An 18814-nucleotide genomic window follows, 5' to 3' on the forward strand; every position below is an offset into this window, starting at 1 on the left:
TCGGCGGCAAGCTGAAGTCAAAGGGCTGAGAGACGAGCCGCTTTGTCCAGGGCGCGAGTTGCCCCACCCCTTCTGTCCGGCAGGATAGAGGGGGTATGCGCGACGTGCGCAAACAGGTGGCATTTGCACCCCCACGGCCGGCTTCCCTCATTCGCCCGTATCCGGCCGAAAGCCGATGAACCTGGCTCGGCAGTCCAGCTTCGACCGTTCGCCGGTCTCGCCGCCGTGCCTCTCCAAAGCCGCCGGAGAAGCTCACGGCATGGCTTCTGCTATGCGCAGCAAGGCTGCATATATGATCTCGGGATCATCGGGGGCAACGGCCTTTCGGGCCAGGCCCTCGGCTTTAGCGACAATCTCGTGGGCCGCACGCAATGCCGAGCGCCCATCCGGCGTAAGTTCTGTCGTCAGGACCCTGCCATGGACCGGGTGGGCCGTTCGCTTGACGAGGCCGTCGCGTTCGAGCGTCGCTATGATGGACTGCATCGTCTGCGCGGTCACAAAGGCCCGCCGCGCAAGCTCCGCACTCGACAAGCCCGCGCTGGCCTCAAGCCCCGCCAGCACCGAGTATTGCGGGGTCGTCAATCCGATCTTTCTCAGTTCTGTGTCGAGATGGCCCCGCAGCGCTTGCTGCGCCCGCTTCAGCGCATATCCGAGCGAGCGGTAGGTGTCATTCACCGGTGGATCGATCAAGCTGGACATATCAGTACCCTTATATTATATCAGGCCCCTGACGATACTGCGTCAGGTATAAAAAGGGAAGATACTCATGCCTCGCCTCATTGGACCGGATTTCATCGGGATACAGACCAGGGATCTGGACGCCGCACGGACGTTCTATCAGGACATTGTCGGGCTTACGCCCTCGGCAAAAGCCCCTCCGGGTGCGGTCGTTTTCGAAACGCAGCCTATCCCATTCGCCGTCCGCACGCCGATCGAGGGCTTTGACGACAGCGGCAAGCTAGGGGTTGGCATCGCGATCTGGTTTGGCTGCGACGACGCCGACGAATTGCATGCTCATCTATGCGAGCGCGACGTGCCTATCGCTTTCCCACCGAAGGACGGTCCGTTCGGACGCTATTTCGCCTTCGTCGATCCGTTTGGCTATACGATAACTGCGCATACAGTCCCGGCAAGCTGATAGAAACCGCGTCCAAAATTCCGCTCTTTGTTATCAGGAGTTTTAGGATTGGAGGCCTGTCCGGCACCCCCTCTGTCCTGCCGGACATCTCCCCCACAAGGGGGGAGATTGGCTGGGAGCGCCGGTTTCCCCAAACAAAAACGTTGCAAACTGCACGACGTTAATGACGCGACGAAGGTCGGGCCACTTGTCGATCTCCCCACCTGTGGGGGAGATGTCCGGCAGGACAGAGGGGGGTGCCCGGCCGCGAATAGGCAATATTTGCATCTCTGCCTATGCGGATTACATGGCGCTGACACTCGCGATCATGCAGACGGTGCCACCAACGACGGCTTCTCGTCCCAACGAGACACCCAGCGAATGGGGATGACGAGCCTCAGACAAGCAATGAACTTTCTTCGTCGCTTCGCCCCAGGGTTTCGTCATCCCGGTTCAGATTAACCCGGGTTGCCCGGCACTGGCGTGTTAAGCAGTTGCCGCTCCCGGAGATACGCAATGCCGCTGCCGGCGGCAGCCGATCTCAATAGACCAACTTGGGATACCAATCCGTGCCGCGCCCTCCAGGCGTCATGTCGAGAATGTTCCAGAGCGGCGCGATGTCGACGGCCCCTCGCGGATCCTGTCCTGGATCGGCCGCTTCGGCAGGCATTTCGCCATTGTAGAAGACGCGTATCTCGTCGCCATCCTTCTGGTAGACAGTGAAGCCTGGATTCTCGCCGCCTCTGTCGCCGAGAAGGCCGAGGTCGCGGGCATAGTCGTCGCCAATTGTCTGCACGAAATCGAGATCGCGCCACCCGCGCTCAAGCGCGAACGCCCTCTGCCGCGCCACTGGACTGCGCCCCAGCACCTTGAACGCAACCCGCTGCTTCACGTCGGCGGCGTTTCCATTCACACCGCCGAGAAAGTTCGTGCACATCGGGCATGGCCGTTCACGCTGCGGCCCGTACATCCAGAAATACGTCACCAGGGTATCGTGCTCGCCAAACAGGTCGGCAAGCCCTACCTCGGCGCCATTCTCGTCCTTGAAGCGATAGTCCTTCAGCACGACGGGGCCGGGGGGGAGACGGCGACGCTGCTCGGCAAGGCGGGTAAGGTGACGACGCACCTCGATTTCCTCGGCCAGGAGTGCGGTTCTCGCCTCCGCGTAGGCGCGACTTTCGTTTTCGAACTTCGTCACACGCTTTGCGGCCAGCTCCTTCGCCGGTTTCAACTCGGTCATGTCCATATGCTCGCTCCCTTTGGTCGCAATGGTTCGGGGCACCGCGCTGCTCGCTTTCAGAGCGGCCGGCATGGCGATGGTATCGCCTCGTTCACAACGTGTAAAAGACGTTTGCGGGAGACGGTTTTCGACATCGCCTGCGAATTTTTACCGGAAAACGCATGGAGGGAGAAAAATTTCGCTATTTGGGCGACCGGTGCGCCCAATCGCCGTTACCGTCACCATTACCGTTTCGTATGAATTGCCACTCGATGCCGGTAATGCGCGTCGGCTTGACGATGTGCATGCGTGCCTGCAGCAGCCGGAGGGTGGGAACGAGCTTTTGGGGATCGGCAATCTCTGCAGGGACGGGTCTGCCCATCTCTTGATAATGCAGCTCCATCTCTTCCCGAAAGTCTCTGATATCGAAGGTGTCTACGCCTGCGTTGTACCAGTCAACCAGGATGACATCGCAGACAATATCAAGGCTGCTTGGGTCGTCGGCATCGAGCAAGGGCGGCATTGGCGGACCTTCCGGAGATGGAGTTCATCCTTTAGCGTCCCCCGAGGCAGTCTGTTCTGACACAGTTTCGTCAGATCATTGGCGAAGACATTGGGGCTCGCCACCCAGCACCAAGACGAGCCCCAGCCCCGGTGTTTGTCTCATCTGCGCCCTCCACCGTGACAAGCCGATTAGACGCCCACGTATGAAGCGCAGCAATTCGACCAGTTGGATTAACTCGGCTGTTGGCGGCACGGAGGCCCTGCTTTTGCGAGCTTTTTTACGCCCGGAACCCGGGAATAAACCTGTGGATAAAATCAGAACCGCGCATTGTGATTAGCCTGCCGCGACCACTGGTCTGATGCTGGTGACGGAAGCGCGGCGTTTCGGTGGGCGGGCGGCTCCCCCAACCTCCCTCATTCCTGTGCTCGTCACAGGAATCCAGTCACCGCGCGTCTGCGCGGTGAATGACTCACTCCTGACCCCAAGCGAAAAAGTCTTTCCTGCCCAAAGACTTGGGCGGCTGGATCCCTGTGACGAGCACAGGGATGAGGGGGAGGCGGAGGCGTCTACGCCTCAGGCAAGACCTGAATGGCAGGCAGAAATTCTACCTATACTGACCTTCAGACCGCCTAAACCACCACCCATAGGGGTCATAATCCGCCGCCGCCTTCACCCGAGTCCCGTCCGCAAATGGCGCGTAACTGCCGATCGGATACATCATCGCGCGTGAGCATCCAGCTTCGACTTCTTCGCGCTTGATCTCAACTGGACTTGAGGTTGCAGGGTCAGCTCGTCTTTAACCAGCGCGCCCGGTTTCCGATGAGCCATGTTTCCAGACCTTCGAACATCACTATCCTTTCGTGCAGCCTCGATCCGGAAAGCCGCAGCCGGATCATGGCTCGAGAAGCCGAGCGGCTGATCAAGGAAGGCGGGCACGAGCCCAAACTCCTCGATCTCAGGGATTTGGGCCTCCCATCGTTCGATAATTCAGACTGTTACAACCACCCGGCATTTGCAGGCCTACACGCGGCGATCAGAGATTCGGACGGAGTATTGCTCTGTGTGCCGATCTACAACTGGTCGATCGGAAGTGCGGCCAAAGGCCTGATGGAGGCAACCGGTGCTACTGGCGAAGGCGGGAGGTTATCAGCGTGGTTCGATAAGGTCGTGACCTTCGCCTGTGCAGGGGGCTTGCCCCACAGCTACATGGCTTACGGACCGACAGCGATGTCACTCATGCTCGATTTCAAATGCATCATCAATCCATACGCAGTCTATGCATCGACACGGGATTGGCTGCAGAATGGTGCAATGTCACAGTCTCTCCGTGATCGTCTCGACAAGACATTGGCGGTTAAGATTGAATTGACGCGGTTACTTAGAGCGCGGACCTATAGATCGGGCTGGGAGGTGTGACCTCGTGTCTGCTTGCGGCCTCAAGCGGACGTCAAGTTGCGCTTCCATTATGTGGCAGTCGCAGTCTCGCTCTCAAAACCGTAAGCACGCTGCACAAGAGCGACTCGAATTTCGTATCTGGAGTACCAGTCTTGGCGACCTCGTCGCTGTGCTTCAACATGATCGATGACGCTCTTCCATGCGCGGATACTTTCTTCGTCCTTCCAGAATGATATCAGTATCCCGAAGCCATCCGCGCCGCGGGCGCTTTCGAAGCCAAGATAACCCGGTTGTTGCGCTGCAAGTTTGGTCATTGCGTAACCAATCTCACCATAGTCATCGTTTACATTCGTTCGCTGCGAACTGAAGCTGACCATATAGTATGGTGGTTCCGGTAGGGCGGATGTGTGCATTTGATTTCCTCCGTGTCGTCGGCAGGAGCCACCTAAAGAATACACTCTGCCCCAATTGCGGCGATATCGCTAAATCTGCTTCTGGTACGAAGCGGCCACGGATCCTGGCCGCCTCTGCCGCCGAATTCCGCAAACCCGCCATTCCCACTTTAACCATACGGATCATAGTCCACCGCCGCCTTCACCCCGGTCCCCGCCGGGTGACGAACCTTCTTGGCCACCGGCTGCGCGAATGTCAGCGCCAGCGCATCGCCCTCGTTGGGTGAGGGCAGGCCGCGCTCCTTCATGTCTTCCTTGCTTTCGAGCTGGATCTTGCCATCCAGCCGCGCCACGGTCTCCGGCCCGACCAGATCCTGATAGAGCACCTCGTTGGCGGGGTCGATCGCGCCGCCGGCCTTCAGCCAGCGCTTCATCTGGCCCCAGATATAGGCGCGCATATTGTAATAGCCGGGGTCCAGCACCTTCGTTGAACCGAACCAGACGAGCTGCCAGGAGCGGCCCATGACGGTGCCGGCGCTGGCGATGCCGGTGCCGTAGCCGGCATCCACGAAGACGGCGTCGGCCTCATATTCATCCTCCAGCCGGGCGATGAGATTGGCGATCTCGATATCGTTGTCGTTGCGGGGAATGGTGGCCAGCCGCTTCGAATAAAGCCCCTGGCGCAGCATGATCACCGTCGGGTCGTCGCCCGTCCAGGCGGGATCGACGCCCAATATGACCGGCGCGAAGGCGTATTGCTCGGAGCGCAGGTGCACGCTGCGCGCCCGGTCGGCATCGTCGGCGGAGATGAACTGCATGGCGGACTGGCTCGGAAACTGGCCGCGCACGCGCACCTTGACGATATCGCTATCCTCGCCGTGATCGTCCACGAGACGTTGAAGGAACTGCTTGTTGGTGCCGGGCACCGTGCGGCTGTCGATCTGCCTTCCCACCCAGCGGTGGCGGAAGCGGCGGAAGCATTCGCGGAAGCGGCCGCTGTTTCTGGTCGGGTTGCCGAAGACGATCCAGATGATGATGGTGTCTTCGTCGGTCAGGGCGCCTTCGGCCACTTCCCAGACCTTGTCATGGATCTTGGAGGCCTCGTCGAAGAGCAGCAGGATGATGCGGCCCTTGTTGTGCAGGCCGGCAAAGGCCTCCGTATTGTGCTCGCTCCAGGAGATGAAATCCTGCCGCCAGCTTTCGCTGCGATCAGGGTCGCGCGACTTGATGGACATGGCCTGCTGATCGAACCAGTGGGCGGTGATCGAGAGCCGGAACCATTTGCCGATCTCGGGCGCCGTCTTGGTGCGCAACTGGCCCTCGGTATTGGCGGTCGTGACCACCTTGCAATCGGCAAAACAGGACATCGCCCAGTTCGACAGCATGCCCATCTCCGCCGATTTGCCGATGCCGTGGCCGGAGGCGACGGATATCTGCAGCGGCTGGTAGCGGGTTTCGGGGTCGGCAAGATGGGCGCCGATCAGGTCGTTGATCTCGTCCTGCCAGGGGCGCGGGCCGTCATAACCTTTGAGTTCGCCCATGCCCCAGTCCCAGGCAAGCCGGCTCCAGCGCTTCGGGCTGAAGCGGCAGGCGGCGGCAAGCTCGATGATCTCGTCATTGGGATCGCGGCTTTCGCTGAATGAGGGCAGGGGCTTTTGCGGCATCATGGGCCTATTCCGTGCCACCATCATTGCCCCCGCTGCGCCTTTGCGCCCGCTCCAGCCGCTCGGCAAGCGCGGAGAGGCCCTTGTGCTCGACGATCTCCTTGAAAGCGTTGATGCGGATATGCTTGCCGATCAGCTCCAGCCGGCGTAGCCGCTCGGCGAATTTCACCTTCTTCACATGGCCGATTTCGCGGCGGTCCTTGCCTGTGCCCTCGTAGAGCGCGGAGATTTCGACATCCGTCACCAGCCCCTGCCGCCAGATGGCAGGCCATTCCTGGATCGGCTTGAGATCGCCATTCTCGTCATAGAGATCGCCGATATCGGCCTCGGCTTCGGCGGCGAGCCGCGTCAGCAGCCAGTCCGCATCGATCCGGGTGCGCTCGGAACGATCCGCCTTCGCCTCCGCGATGGCTGCTGCGATTTCAGGTTTCTTCAGGAGCCTGCAGGCAATCTCCTTGGCTCCGCGCGGGGAATAGCCTGCCCTTATCGCCGCCTGCGCGCCGATGGGATCGACGAGATATTCTTCCACAAAGCGCTGCTGCCGCGCCGTCAGTTCGCTCATGTCGCTACACCTCGGTTTGCGGGCAGCCATAACCGGGAAAAGGTTGGCGCGGTGAACGGGCGGGTGGACTTGCTCAGGAGACGGCGCGGGCCTGCATCCTGCGGCGTGCCATGTCTCGGAATAGAGCGGATTTCAGCGTCGCCCCTGTTGAAATTTACCCTTTGTTCATCGCTTTTCCCGATCGTTAATCGACTTTGACGCACGCGACGTTTTCCTGAACTGCCGGTGAGGCGGAACGGCGAATCGTGAATGGAAATTTGTGAACGCAGGCGGGAACCTTTTCGGAAGCCTCGCGTTTGGTGCCTCAGCCGCTTTTTGTCCAAAGCCATCAGGAGGAAAATGGGTCGATCAACCTATCTCAAAGCCGGTATCTCGCCGCGGAATACAATCGTAATTTGTATATCCAAATATTAATCACCTGATCAAACGACATGAAAAACTATTCTCTGCCGGGGCGCATTGAATTGACTGGAGATCTGTTAGAATAGAGGAGCTTGCTGATGCTTGAAAAGCTTAAGAATGCCATCGGTGTATCCGAGAAGGCTCATCGAGACAGGGAAATCAGCAGAATTGGCTACAGCGAAGAGCCTTCCAGACTGGTCGTCGAATTTTCCGACGGCAGCATGCATACCCATGTCGATGTCATCGAAGGGCACATTGTCGGCCTGCGCATCGCCGAGGACAAGCTGGATTTCTACGAATCCCAGATCGAGCCGTCGAACCGTCCGCTGGAAACCGAAGGTGCAGGGCGGGGATGAGCCCCGGTAACGGGCAAGGGGGACATCACGGGCAAGAGGGCCAGCTAGGGACGCGGCATGAATACGCGGCAAATGCTGCGCCCGGCCCGCGCGGGGCGCAGCCTGAGGATTCCGGTGCCCGTTCAAGCGTGGCGACGATCGAGCTCGCCTCGCATCTGATCAGGGAGATCACCTATGATCCCGCGACACAGATCCTCGAAGTCGAGCACCGCCTGAAAGGCCGCCGCCGCTATTTCGACGTGCCGCCCGCCGTCGTCCTGAACCTGATCACCGCGCCATCGCCCGGCTGGTATTACACGCAGCACATCCGCGATGCCTTCCCCCGCGACGAAGGAGCCCACTGGCACTTTTCGTTTTCCTGGCGTCGCTCCCGGAGCCATCATCACTGAACTCGTCCATTCTAATCGGCATCATATCCGGCTGCCGCGAAATAGTTGGCGTTTTCAATGAGTTGAAGTCGAGGCTGTAAGGCGGCTGGAAAAGCAGTCGGCAACCGGCACCTTCGATGGCTTGCCTGACAGCAGGTTGGCCATAGTCGCGATCCCGTTTTCAAGCACGTATTCTCGGCCGCGCGTCCGGGACTTGCGGGCTTGAACGGCGACTTCTTCAACGTGTTCAGCGGCACGAACGGTACCTCGCCGGTCTCGGCGGAGGGGTCTTGGGAAAAGACAGGCTTTGCCTCTTGATGGATAGTCAATATACATTATATGTAACTGTATATTGATAATTGGAGTGTTTCCGATGCCTGTCGTAAAGATCACGGATAATCTTTCGGTGTCCGACCAGCCTGAGCCTGCGATCTTCGGCGACTTCGCCGAGCAAGGCTTTGCTGTTGTTGTGAATGCCAGGCCGGACGGCGAAGAACCCGGCCAACCCGGCAATATCGCGGAGGCTGCCGCCGCTTGGTCGGCCGGCCTCAACTATGCCTTCATACCCGTCACCGGTCCGACCATCACTGCTGCGGATATCCGCGCCTTTCAGAAAGCGCTGTCGGATGCGGGCGCGCCGGTGCTTGCCCACTGTAAGAGCGGAACGCGCGCTCTGACACTTTACGCGCTTGGTGAAGTTCGCGACGGGCGGATGAAGCGCGAAGATGTGGAGAGCTTCGGCAGAAACTTCGGCTTCGATCTTTCCGGTGCGGCGCGCTGGCTCGAGCGCGAGGATGCACGCGTCCCAAGGGTCGAAGGCTTCTACGATGCCCGTACCGGCAGCATTCAGTATGTCGTGAGCGATCCTGTAACGAAGGCCTGCGCCATCATCGATCCCGTGCTCGACTTCGACGAGAAGTCCGGCGCGACGGCAACCGTCAGTGCCGACGCAATCCTCGATCATGTCCGCGGCGAGGGGCTTGAAGTCGAATGGATCCTCGACACCCACCCGCATGCCGACCATTTCTCGGCCGCCTCCTACCTCAAGGAGAAGACCGGCGCGCCGACGGCCATCGGCGCCCATGTCGTCGATGTGCAGCGGCTATGGAAGGACATCTACAATCTGCCGGAGTTTGCGGCCGACGGCTCTCAATGGGACCGGCTGTTCGAAGACGGCGACACGTTCAGGATCGGCGGGATGGAAGGTCGCGTGTTGTTCTCGCCCGGCCATACACTTGCCTCCATAACCTATGTCATAGGCGACGCCGCCTTCATCAACGACACGCTGTTCATGCCGGATTCCGGCACGGCCCGCGCCGATTTCCCCGGCGGGAACGCGCAACTTCTCTGGACCTCGATCCAGCGCATCCTCGCATTACCGGACGAGACGCGTCTGTTCACCGGCCACGACTACCAGCCGGAAGGGCGAAACGCGAAATGGGAGAGTACGGTCGGCGAGCAGAAGCGGGCCAACCCCCATATCGCCGGCATGAGCGAGGCAGATTTTATCGTGGCCCGCGAAGCACGCGATAGAACACTGCCGATGCCGAAGCTGATCCTCCACGCGCTGCAGGTGAACATGAGCGGCGGCCGCCTGCCGGAACCGGAGGATAACGGCCGACGATACCTCAAATTCCCGCTTAACGCGCTGGAGGGTGCGGCATGGTGACGGAGGCGAGATCGACACGTGTGGTCGTGCCGCCTGAAGAGATGGCCGGCCGGGCAGGCGAGGTCGCGATACTGTTGAAGGTGTTGGCGCATCCGGTGCGGCTGATGCTTGCCTGCACACTGGCCGAGGGCGAATATTCCGTCGGCGGGCTGGAGGAAAAACTCGACATCCATCAGCCCACGCTTTCCCAGCAGCTCGGCGTACTGCGCGATGCCGGAGTCGTGGAGACACGACGGGAGGCCAAGCAGATTTTCTATCGTCTGACGGAAGAGAAGGCGGCTCAGCTCATTCAGGCGCTCTACGCTATCTTCTGCCAGCCGGAGGAGCGGGCATGACCGCCTATCTGCCTTCGCTCTTCGGGGGTATGCTGCTCGGCCTGTCGGCGGTCCTGCTCCTGCTCGTCAACGGCCGGATCGCCGGCATCAGCGGTATTCTCGGCAATCTGCTCGGAGCGCGTAATGCGGCAGCCGGCATTGCCTTCGTCATCGGCCTTCTCGCTGGTCCGTTCCTCTACGCCGCAGTGCTCGGAGATCTCCCGGCCATGACGGTCACCGCCTCATGGCCTGCCGTCCTTCTTGCTGGGCTGCTGGTCGGCATCGGCACGCGGATGGGCTCCGGCTGCACCTCCGGTCACGGCATTCTTGGCCTGGCACGCTTCTCGAAGCGCTCGCTCGCGGCGACGGCCACCTTTCTCGTCGCAGGAATTATATCGGCAACGACCATGGGAGTATTCGGATGAACGCCGCACGGCCTGCAGTCGCTCTTGTAGCGGGCGCAATCTTCGGCTTCGGCTTGTCGCTCTCCGGCATGGTGGATCCCGCGCGCGTTCTCGGCTTCCTCGACATCGCGAGCGGGCATTGGGATCCAAGCCTGATGTTCGTGCTCGGCGGTGCGGTGCTCGTTACCGTGCCGGGCATGATGATTCAGCGCGGGATGGTAAAACCGGTTCTCGACCGGCGGTTCCATCTGCCCGAGAAGACCGCTATTGATGCTCCGCTCCTGTTCGGATCAGCCCTCTTCGGCATCGGCTGGGGCCTTGCCGGTTTCTGTCCTGGGCCGGCCATCTCGGCGCTTGCGACGGGATCGTTGCCTGTCGTCCTGTTCGTCGCCGCAATGGCCGCCGGCATGATCCTGCACGACCGGTTTCTTTCAGCGAGCCCGCGATGACGACCGCGTCCATCCTCGCGGCGGTTGGCTCCGGGGGGCTCGTCGGCTTCACGCTGGGGCTGATCGGCGGCGGTGGCTCGATCCTCGCCACGCCGCTGCTTCTTTACGCGGTCGGTGTCGCCAATCCGCATGTTGCGATCGGCACGGGCGCGCTTGCCGTCTCGGTCAATGCCTATGCCAATCTCGCAAATCACGCCCGCAAGGGGCATGTATGGTGGCGCTGCGCCATCGTCTTCGCCCTGATCGGCACCGCCGGCGCGATACTGGGTTCCAGCCTGGGACTTCTTGTCGATGGTAAGAACCTGCTGCTCCTGTTCGGCCTGGTGATGGTCGCGGTGGGATTGCTCATGCTGCGCCCACGCCGCGACACGGGAGCAGAGCCGCGTCCGGTCGATCTGCGTATGTGCCTCGTCACCGCCACGGCGGCCATAGCCACCGGCGCGGCATCCGGCTTCTTCGGCATCGGCGGCGGGTTTCTCATCGTGCCGGCGCTGATCTTCGCCACCGGCATGCCGACCATCAGCGCCATTGGTTCCTCCCTGCTGGCCGTCGGAACCTTCGGCCTTGCCACCGCGCTCAACTATGCGCGGGCCGGTCTGGTTGACTGGCCGCTGGCCATCGAGTTCATCCTGGGCGGTGTCATCGGCGGCGCGTTCGGCATGCTCATAGCCACCCGCCTCTCGACCAGCAAAACGGCCTTAAACCGGATTTTCGCTGCACTCGTGTTGGTCGTCGCGGTTTACGTCATCCTTAGAAATGCTCCGCGCCTCATGTGATGGACATGGTCCTCGACATTCGGAAGCCTTCGCGAAGGCGGCCACAATTTGTTTGCCGAAAGCGGAACGAGATCCTTGGGATTCGGCGAATTTGGATGGCTAACGGCGGCGATGTCGGCTGTTCGGCGGTGAGATGAGCGACAGCTAACCGGTCGCTCCGAACGGCCAGCCGCTCGGCGGACCGACCGGTCGCAGCCATTCTCACGTGCATCCTTGCGGTGGCGGTTCAGCTTGCGATTATCTTCATTCCCGGCTCGAAGGACGCCAATAGGTTCGGGGAAGTGGATGAGGGCACATTGCTGCCGGCATGGCTGTGAAACACGCTAAGTCATTGATCCTGAATAAGTGACCCAGGAAAGCGAAAAAACTTTTATATTTTTTTCCGTCATCCGGCGCTCTGTCCCAATTTGAATTTCTTTACGCGTATTTTTAGGGATAAGTGGATCACTTATTCAGAATCAATGACTTAGCCCGGATTTTGGCCGTTTTTGCCGCATTATTCCAAATTCTTATTCATGATCAAAGGGTTAGTGGTGAGAGGAAGGGGAATGTGACCCGGTTGCTGGGCTTTTTTGGCTCTACTCGGCGCCGAACCCGCCCTCCGGCCAGGCCCGAAATGCTTGATGCCTATAGTTACGATATTGCTAATTCAATGATAGATAGCATTCTGCCCAAGTGAAAAGACAACTTGGGAAGGCGGTAAATCCTTATTTCGAAGCGTCTTTCTTTGCCCTGAACTGTCGCTCACTGCGGGTGCTCTTTCCCCGTTATTTCAAATATGCTACTATAAAGTGAGTTAGGGAGGGTAACATGCGTATCTTCGTTCTGCTCATCGCCATAGGCCTCAGCGTATCGACCTTCGCCGTCGTTCCGCCAGCTGCGGTGGCGGGGCCATGCGACCCGAGTGTCGGTAACTGCTAGCCAGAAAAATCCGGATCCACCGGCACTGACTGGTTCGGTTTGAGAACCTGCGAACGCCACTATCTCTGGAGAGGCGGATGGATGATCCTTGGCCGGCGGATATCCCGTGGTCGCTCTGGAACTACCAGGGCCTGACCCTTAGCGACATGCCGCAACTGCCCATGATGGGCGTCCGGTTCGAGCCCGCTTTCCTTTACGCTTTCGCTTTCGGCTGTTTTTTCGTGGCTTTCTTTTCCTGGCCGCGGTTCAAGGCGAGGGGGCGGAATATCAATGCCACCTCGGAAGCGCTGCGCGATTTCGACCCGACGGATCTCGGCGGCCAGAATTCGCTGCACAGGGCCTATTTCATCTATGCCGGCGCGATGCTCATCATCTACGTATCGCTCACCTTCTTCGGCAAGCTGATCTTCCAGGCGACACAGATGATCCCCGTTGCCGGCATTTCCGTCGATATTGCCGAATTGAAATTCGACAGTCCGCAATGGCCGCTGACGCTTGCCTTCGCGTTTGCGGGGCTTGCGGATCTCTTGCCACCGGTGCGGATCGCCGAGGAGTGGCTGCGCAATCGCGCCTACCGGGCAGCCGGCATTCCCGTGCGGATCGAACAAACCACGCGCAGCCTCATCGCCACGCTGGAGGAACCGCCGGCGCGCAACGGCGAGCGCCGGGAGCATTTACGCAACAGGGGCAGGGGTTCGCTTGCCGAGATGCTGGAGAGCTTTCGCAAGACGTGGAGAGACCAGATCGATGGCAATCCACGCGTCAGGCGGCTGCTCGGAAAGCGGACGTCTCGAACCCGCGAGCTGCTATCGCTGCTGTCGCAGCTGGAGCTCCTGATCGTCTGGGCAAAAACCACGCGCGGCAGCTGGCCGGGTGCGGAGGTTTCAGCCCGTGTGCGCGAGACTGAGACCAAATTCGTCGATAAGGCCGATGCCCTGCTGAACAGCTTTCAGAGCCGGCTGCAGGAAACCGCCGATTCCAAGGCCAGCGATCCGGCCAATGCCGCCAATCCCGATCTGGATGCGAGCGAGGCCCGGTTCGACGATCATATCTCTGATGTCATGAAGCAGGCGGCTTCGTTCCGTTTCGAACTGGTGACGCTGCTGGCGATCTTCCTCGAGCGCGATCCGGATTTTCGCAGGCCGGCCAGGGCGCCGAAGCCCGGCCTGGCGCATCCGATCGATGCGCTTGCCGATCTGCTGCTCGAAACCGACCGGCCGGATGCTGTCGGCAGTGGGCCGGAGGCGGGGCTGCTGCTCTCGCTCATCCCGGTTTTCATCCTGTTTGCCGCCAGCGCCTGGCAGGGCGCGCAGGAGCTTGTCAGCCAATATGTGGAGACGACGAACCTCGCCGGCGTGCTGCTGACGGCACTGCTGGAAACCTTGAAGATCGCCTCGCTGACCTGGCTGCCGCTTCTGGCGGCCTTTTCGCTGCGTCAATACCGGTGGGATACGAAGGATTGGGTCGGCGCCCAGCAGGATTGGGCCTATAGGGATTCCTCGCGCCTGTCGCAGATAATGGGCTGCCTTGCGCTTGCGCTCGCCGCTTCGGTCATCGGGCTGACCGGCGTTGCGATGCTGCGGGCCTTTTCCATCGCCCAGAATGCGAATTTTTTCAACGCGCTGCTCTTCGGCGGGTCGGCCCCCTTCATGCTCTATTATCCGACCCTTGCCGTCACTCTTCTCCCCATGGTGCCGATATGCCTGGCTGCGGCCGATGCGCGGGCGCATGGAAGGCCGGTCCTTGGCCATGCCATTCTCTGCGCCGCTTCGGTGCTGGTGCTTTCCATCGCCCATAGCTGGTTCTGGGATCCCGGCTGGCCGGGCGAGTGTTTCAGAGCGGAGACAATTGCGACCGCAGCATGCAGCCGGCGATCGGATACGCTGAGCCGGCTTATCCTGACGGTCCTGGCGTTCCTTGCAAGCTGGAACCTCGGCCGCCCCGGCTTCAGCCGAACGCGGCGATGGATCAACCGAAAGCAGGCGGAGCTTGCCTGCGCTGTCATCATGGCCGCCACCTTTGCGCTGAGCACGCCCGTTTTCGCTCGCGACGTGCGCGTCGGCTTCCGCGACAATATCGAGCCGTTTTCCTATCTGGTCGATGATTCCAACGGAAAGGCGCATCATATCGGCTACCTTGCGGACCTCTGCCACGAGATATTCTCGGTCGGCGAATATACGATCGAGGAAGTGTCGGTCACGACGGCCGAACGCTTCAAGCTGGTGAACGGGGAGACGGTCGGCGGCAAGAAGCCCGTCGAGGTTCTTTGCGACACAGTGACCATGCGCTTTGCCGGGGCATCATTCAGCGCCAACGGCGATTCAGGCGGCGATGCCGATGGCCGGTCCAAACGCGACCGCAACAGCATCTACTCGCCGATCGTCTTTGCCTCCGGCGTTTCCTATCTCGTCCGGTACTCGCGAGATGCGACGGCGTACTCCGGCGATGTCGCGATCGGTTATGTTTCGGCGACAACGGCCGCAGATGTTGCCTTCAAGAGCTGCCAGGTCGACTTCTTCAGGGCGCTGGCGCCGAACCAGAGAAAGGCGATTTACGAGCGGTGCCGTTTCCTAGATGCGGCGGCGGCGGCCAGGAGCAGGATCGAGATGCTGCTGCCCGACAATCCCGGCCCGGGTGCTTCTGCCCCGGCATCGCCTGAAAAGGCGATGCCAAGTGATATCAGCGCATCGCCTGAAAAGGCGATGCCAAGTGATATCAGCGTATCGCCCGAAAACGCGCCGCCAATCGATATCAGGCCATCGCTCGAGAAGGCGCTGCGAAGCGCGCAGATCCTCGCGGACCTTCCGATCCAGCCGGATACGACATCCTTTCGGCCGCTGCCGTCCCAGGAGATGGCGCGCAATCTCATCACCACAGTGAAGGAATTTTGCCCGCCAGCCCCGAAGACGGCGGGCGGCGAGGCCGAGCCGCCGATTGTCCTCTGCGACGCGGCACTGAAGGCTGATCCGGTCAAGCTCGTATCCGCCGTCACCGATCCGCTTTGCCCGTCAGCCAATCCTCCCGAGAAGAAGCCACTCAGCGAGGCTGACAAGAAAAAGAGATCCTGGCGTGAATATCATTTCTGCCCGATGAGGGATTACGGGGATCTCATCCAGTGGTTCTGCAGCCCGAATCCCGGACTGAGGCCGATCTTCATGGGCGATCGGGAGTTGATCCTCGGCAAGCTCGACAGCTGGAACGCCCGCAATGCGCCCTGCGCGGTGGAGCAGCTGATTGGCGCCGAATATCTGACCTACGAACCCTATGCGCTTCTCGTCAACAGAAGCGATCCGGAGCTGGTGCAATTCGTGCAGACGCGCGTCTACCAGATCTTTTCCCACCGCGCGACGGCAACGGCGCGCTTCGCCTCCTATTTTCCCAAGCGCAGCATGTCTCCCGCGCTCGCCTATCTCTACCTCCTGAACGCGGTCGATCCGGAGCAGGGCTATCTCGTTCCCTGCGGCCCGCCCGACAAGGCGCATAGCGAGGCGGCAGGCCTGCCTTCAGCGGCGCCTGGTGCTGCTGCCGGCATCACGTCCTGCGCAGACAAGGCAGCCGAACAGAAGCCGCCGTGATGGGTGCATGGCTGGCGGCTGCGGGCGACAGGGCACGAGCGATGCTGTCTTCGGTGCTGCACGCCTCGGGGATCGTGGAGTGGATTGAGCCTCGCGCTTCAAAGCCGTTCGAAGCGGAAATTGCGGATGCGACCGCTGTTCATCAGCATACCGGTGACCCGGCCGTCTGCGTCGCGGGTGAAGGTGAAGCGGTCGCCATCACCGAGAAAATGGTCCGGAGCGACGGCTGTCAGTGTGATTTCCTGGGACTTCACTGATTTGAACGCCAGACCCGCCTCCGTCACGTTCACCTCATAGGGCATGTCGTTTTCGACCGGACGATAGCAGCCGGCCAGATCGGCAAGTTCCTTTGACGAAGGCGTATATGCCGGCAATCGCCGGTATTGGTATCTGCGCTTGCCGTCGAGATAGGACGTCAGCTCGGTCGCCGGCTGACCTTCCTGTTGCTCCAGCTCGATTTCATAGTTCGGGAAATCGCTGAAACGGAAACGACGGTCATCCACCGCCTCAAGGGCATAGCGGCCATATTCGATGTCATAGCCTACCAGCAACTTTCCTTCATGCGTCGCAAGGCGGGCGACCCCGCCGGCCAGTCGCGGCTCGGTGTAATAGCCTGTGAGCAGTTCCAACGCATTCGCATCGGGTTGTGAGAACGTGTTCGGCGCAGGCTCTTGTACCGGCTGCAACACATCCGCGAGATAGATATCGGCGATCCCACGAGCGAGGTCGCTCGGCACGATCGACCCGAGATTGGCAAGGATCGCCACGGAGAAATGCTGCTCGGGAAAGCGGATGAGATCGGAGCGGAAGCCGGCATCGCCGCCGGTATGTTCGACGATCCTCACACCGCGATAGGTACCGATGCCGAGGCCCGAGGCATAGCCGATTTCACTGCCATCATTCAGCCGGCCGCGTTCGAGCATCCCTGCGATGACGTCAGGCCCTCCCACACGCGCATGGTAGAAATTTTCGTCCCAAAGTGCGAGATCTTCGACCGTGGTCAGCAGGCTGGTCGCGCCCACAGTGTCGAAATTGGTGTTCGAGATCTCTACCCCCAACTCCGTCTTCACATAACCGTCGGCGACATTCCTGACGACCTCGGCATAGTTGTCGCGAAAGAACGTGTGGCGCATGCCGAGGGGTTCGAAAATCCGGGCCGAGGTGAAGGCACGCAGGGACTGTCCGCTGACCGTCTTCACGACTTGCGCCAGCAGGGCATAACCCGTGTTGCAATAGAGATGTTCGTCGCCCGGCTGGAAATTCAGATCCTGCTGGCGGGAGACGACGGCGAGGATGTCGTCGTCGGTGATCAGGTCCCTGGAGTAACGCCAGCCTGCAAGCGACAGCAATTCCCAATGATCGCGGATGCCGCTGGTATGGTGCAGCAGATGTCGAAGCGTGATCGGCACGCCGAAATCAGGCAGGTCGGGCACGTATTTCCGCACAGCGTCATCAAGCGACAATTTTCCTTCTGATGACAGCAGCAGGATTGCAAATGCCGTGAACTGTTTGGAGACGGATGCCGAATGAAAGACAGTGGCCGGCCCGATCGCGATGCCATGGGCCAGATTGGCCATGCCGAAGCCGCGCTTATAGACAAGATTGCCATCGCGCATGACCGCAACCGCGCAGCCGGGCGAATCCTGGTTGTTCCAGGTCTCGAACAGTTGATCGACGCGTTCGGCTTCCGTCATCCGTGCCTCCCAAACCATTTCCGATGGCAGGGAAGCGGAGGGCTGGGGAAATTGCAAGGTGCGGAAAATGAAAAAAACGGCGGCGTCGCCACTGCCGGTGAACGTCACGTCCAGACTTTCTGGTCGTGGGAACCTCCAATGTAGTTTCCATGGAAACTTCCGTTGCTTGTCCATGGATAGGCGGTCACAGATCGGGGTGGCGAAGACGACATGGAGCCCGTTCCGCGGTCTCAGCTCCCTCGATCTGTCCGGCCGATGGTACCGATGCCGGCGAGGATCAGGTCGATGCCGGCGAGGAATTGCTCGCGGTCGTCATGGTCGCTGAGCTTCGTCGCCAGATGATGCACGAAGGGGTATCGGGCCGGGTCTAGCTCGGTCCAGCTTGCGGCGACGGCGCCGAGGGCGGCTGACCTGTCCGTGCCTTGCGGCAGCAGGCGGGCATTGGCGGCATTCTGTCCGGCAACGCCGAGGATGTAATTGACGAGCGCCGAGCCTGCATTGAACAGCGCCTCTTCGGGAACGCCAAGCGCCTGCAGCCTGCCGCCGATCGCTTCGAAGATCTCCAGCATCGCCGCCTGCCACGGTTCGCGAAAAAGATGAGTGCCGACCCAGGGGTGGGCGTCGATGGCGTCAAACAGGCCGAGGGCAAAGGCGCGGATCGCCTGATCCGGCCCGGCATCTGCCGCGACATCGGTCACGACGCGGCCGATGATGGCGTCGGTGGCGGCGGTCAGCAATTCGTTCTTGTCGGCGACATGCCAGTAGATCGCCCCGCTGCCTGTTGAGAGACGCGCCGCAAGCGCGCGGAAGGTCAGGGCATTTTCGCCGTCGGCATCGAGGATATCGATCGCCGCTTCGACGATCCTTTCCTTCGAGAGGGCATCGGTGCGCCGCTCGCTTCGCCGGGTTCTGGCCTGCTGATTCCTGATTTGCTGATTCCTGTTTTTCATGGGCCGCATCTTGACATGAATGGAACGGCGTTCCAATTATTATCTATGGAACGTTGTTCCAATCATCTTCGGAAAGGAAGAC

Annotated in this window: 18 protein-coding genes; 10 read left to right on the forward strand and 8 right to left on the reverse strand. The window is 60.6% G+C overall.

Annotated elements, in window-relative coordinates:
* Positions 1-252 precede the first annotated feature (252 nt).
* Positions 253-699, reverse strand: a complete 447-nt coding sequence (locus tag H4W29_RS19460; RefSeq protein WP_192730371.1) for a MarR family winged helix-turn-helix transcriptional regulator — start codon at positions 697-699, stop codon at positions 253-255.
* Positions 700-766: 67 nt separating this feature from the next.
* On the opposite strand from H4W29_RS19460, the gene H4W29_RS19465 reads away from it, so the two are divergent.
* Complete coding sequence (locus tag H4W29_RS19465) at positions 767-1138, forward strand: VOC family protein (RefSeq protein WP_192730372.1); 372 nt, start codon at positions 767-769, stop codon at positions 1136-1138.
* A gap of 520 nt (positions 1139-1658) precedes the next feature.
* On the opposite strand, the gene H4W29_RS19470 is transcribed toward H4W29_RS19465, so the two are convergent.
* Both H4W29_RS19470 and H4W29_RS19475 read right to left on the reverse strand, forming a co-directional pair.
* Positions 1659-2363 (reverse strand): DUF899 family protein, encoded by a 705-nt coding sequence (locus H4W29_RS19470; protein WP_192730373.1) that lies wholly within the window; start codon positions 2361-2363, stop codon positions 1659-1661.
* A 175-nt stretch (positions 2364-2538) separates the two neighbouring features.
* A complete protein-coding gene (locus H4W29_RS19475; RefSeq protein WP_192730374.1) occupies positions 2539-2859 on the reverse strand; it encodes a hypothetical protein in 321 nt (106 codons plus the stop codon).
* A 759-nt stretch (positions 2860-3618) separates the two neighbouring features.
* On the opposite strand from H4W29_RS19475, the gene H4W29_RS19480 reads away from it, so the two are divergent.
* Positions 3619-4257 carry an NADPH-dependent FMN reductase gene (locus H4W29_RS19480; RefSeq protein ID WP_246517250.1) on the forward strand — a complete coding sequence of 213 codons (639 nt, stop codon included), beginning with the start codon at positions 3619-3621 and terminating at the stop codon, positions 4255-4257.
* Between the two features lie 47 nt (positions 4258-4304).
* Here H4W29_RS19480 and H4W29_RS19485 read toward each other — a convergent pair whose 3' ends face one another.
* From H4W29_RS19485 to H4W29_RS19495, 3 genes are all read right to left on the reverse strand, one after another.
* Positions 4305-4649 carry an antibiotic biosynthesis monooxygenase family protein gene (locus tag H4W29_RS19485; protein ID WP_192730375.1) on the reverse strand — a complete coding sequence of 115 codons (345 nt, stop codon included), beginning with the start codon at positions 4647-4649 and terminating at the stop codon, positions 4305-4307.
* 149 nt (positions 4650-4798) lie between these two features.
* Positions 4799-6295: a terminase gene (locus H4W29_RS19490; protein WP_246517251.1), complete on the reverse strand. Its 1497-nt coding sequence runs from the start codon at positions 6293-6295 to the stop codon at positions 4799-4801.
* Positions 6296-6299: 4 nt separating this feature from the next.
* Positions 6300-6854: a terminase small subunit gene (locus tag H4W29_RS19495; RefSeq protein WP_192730377.1), complete on the reverse strand. Its 555-nt coding sequence runs from the start codon at positions 6852-6854 to the stop codon at positions 6300-6302.
* 500 nt (positions 6855-7354) lie between these two features.
* Between H4W29_RS19495 and H4W29_RS19500 the strand changes: the two genes are divergently transcribed.
* The 8 genes from H4W29_RS19500 to H4W29_RS19535 all read left to right on the forward strand — a co-directional run bounded on the left by H4W29_RS19500 (position 7355) and on the right by H4W29_RS19535 (position 16088).
* The gene (locus H4W29_RS19500; RefSeq protein ID WP_192730378.1) at positions 7355-7612 is read left to right on the forward strand and encodes a KTSC domain-containing protein; all 258 of its coding nucleotides are present in this window, start codon (positions 7355-7357) and stop codon (positions 7610-7612) included.
* A complete protein-coding gene (locus H4W29_RS19505; protein ID WP_192730379.1) occupies positions 7609-8001 on the forward strand; it encodes a KTSC domain-containing protein in 393 nt (130 codons plus the stop codon). Before H4W29_RS19500 ends, H4W29_RS19505 begins: the two co-directional genes overlap by 4 nt.
* Before the next feature lie 352 nt (positions 8002-8353).
* The gene (blh, locus tag H4W29_RS19510) at positions 8354-9649 is read left to right on the forward strand and encodes a bifunctional sulfur transferase/dioxygenase Blh (RefSeq protein WP_192730380.1); all 1296 of its coding nucleotides are present in this window, start codon (positions 8354-8356) and stop codon (positions 9647-9649) included.
* A complete protein-coding gene (gene bigR, locus H4W29_RS19515; RefSeq protein WP_192730381.1) occupies positions 9643-9984 on the forward strand; it encodes a sulfite-sensing transcriptional repressor BigR in 342 nt (113 codons plus the stop codon). Before blh ends, bigR begins: the two co-directional genes overlap by 7 nt.
* A complete protein-coding gene (locus H4W29_RS19520) occupies positions 9981-10388 on the forward strand; it encodes a YeeE/YedE family protein (protein WP_192730382.1) in 408 nt (135 codons plus the stop codon). The genes bigR and H4W29_RS19520 overlap by 4 nt, the downstream gene beginning before the upstream one ends.
* Positions 10385-10816 carry a YeeE/YedE family protein gene (locus H4W29_RS19525; RefSeq protein WP_192730383.1) on the forward strand — a complete coding sequence of 144 codons (432 nt, stop codon included), beginning with the start codon at positions 10385-10387 and terminating at the stop codon, positions 10814-10816. The genes H4W29_RS19520 and H4W29_RS19525 overlap by 4 nt, the downstream gene beginning before the upstream one ends.
* Entirely contained in the window at positions 10813-11592 is a 780-nt protein-coding gene (locus H4W29_RS19530; protein ID WP_192730384.1) for a sulfite exporter TauE/SafE family protein, read from the forward strand. The genes H4W29_RS19525 and H4W29_RS19530 overlap by 4 nt, the downstream gene beginning before the upstream one ends.
* A gap of 998 nt (positions 11593-12590) precedes the next feature.
* A complete protein-coding gene (locus H4W29_RS19535) occupies positions 12591-16088 on the forward strand; it encodes a type 2 periplasmic-binding domain-containing protein (protein WP_246517252.1) in 3498 nt (1165 codons plus the stop codon).
* Positions 16089-16186: 98 nt separating this feature from the next.
* Here H4W29_RS19535 and H4W29_RS19540 read toward each other — a convergent pair whose 3' ends face one another.
* Both H4W29_RS19540 and H4W29_RS19545 read right to left on the reverse strand, forming a co-directional pair.
* Entirely contained in the window at positions 16187-17782 is a 1596-nt protein-coding gene (locus H4W29_RS19540) for a serine hydrolase domain-containing protein (RefSeq protein ID WP_192730385.1), read from the reverse strand.
* A gap of 230 nt (positions 17783-18012) precedes the next feature.
* Positions 18013-18732, reverse strand: a complete 720-nt coding sequence (locus tag H4W29_RS19545; protein ID WP_192730386.1) for a TetR/AcrR family transcriptional regulator — start codon at positions 18730-18732, stop codon at positions 18013-18015.
* Between the last annotated feature and the right edge of the window lie 82 nt (positions 18733-18814).

Origin of the sequence: Rhizobium viscosum, from assembly GCF_014873945.1 — a bacterium.
Classification (GTDB): Bacteria; Pseudomonadota; Alphaproteobacteria; order Rhizobiales; family Rhizobiaceae; genus Rhizobium; species Rhizobium viscosum.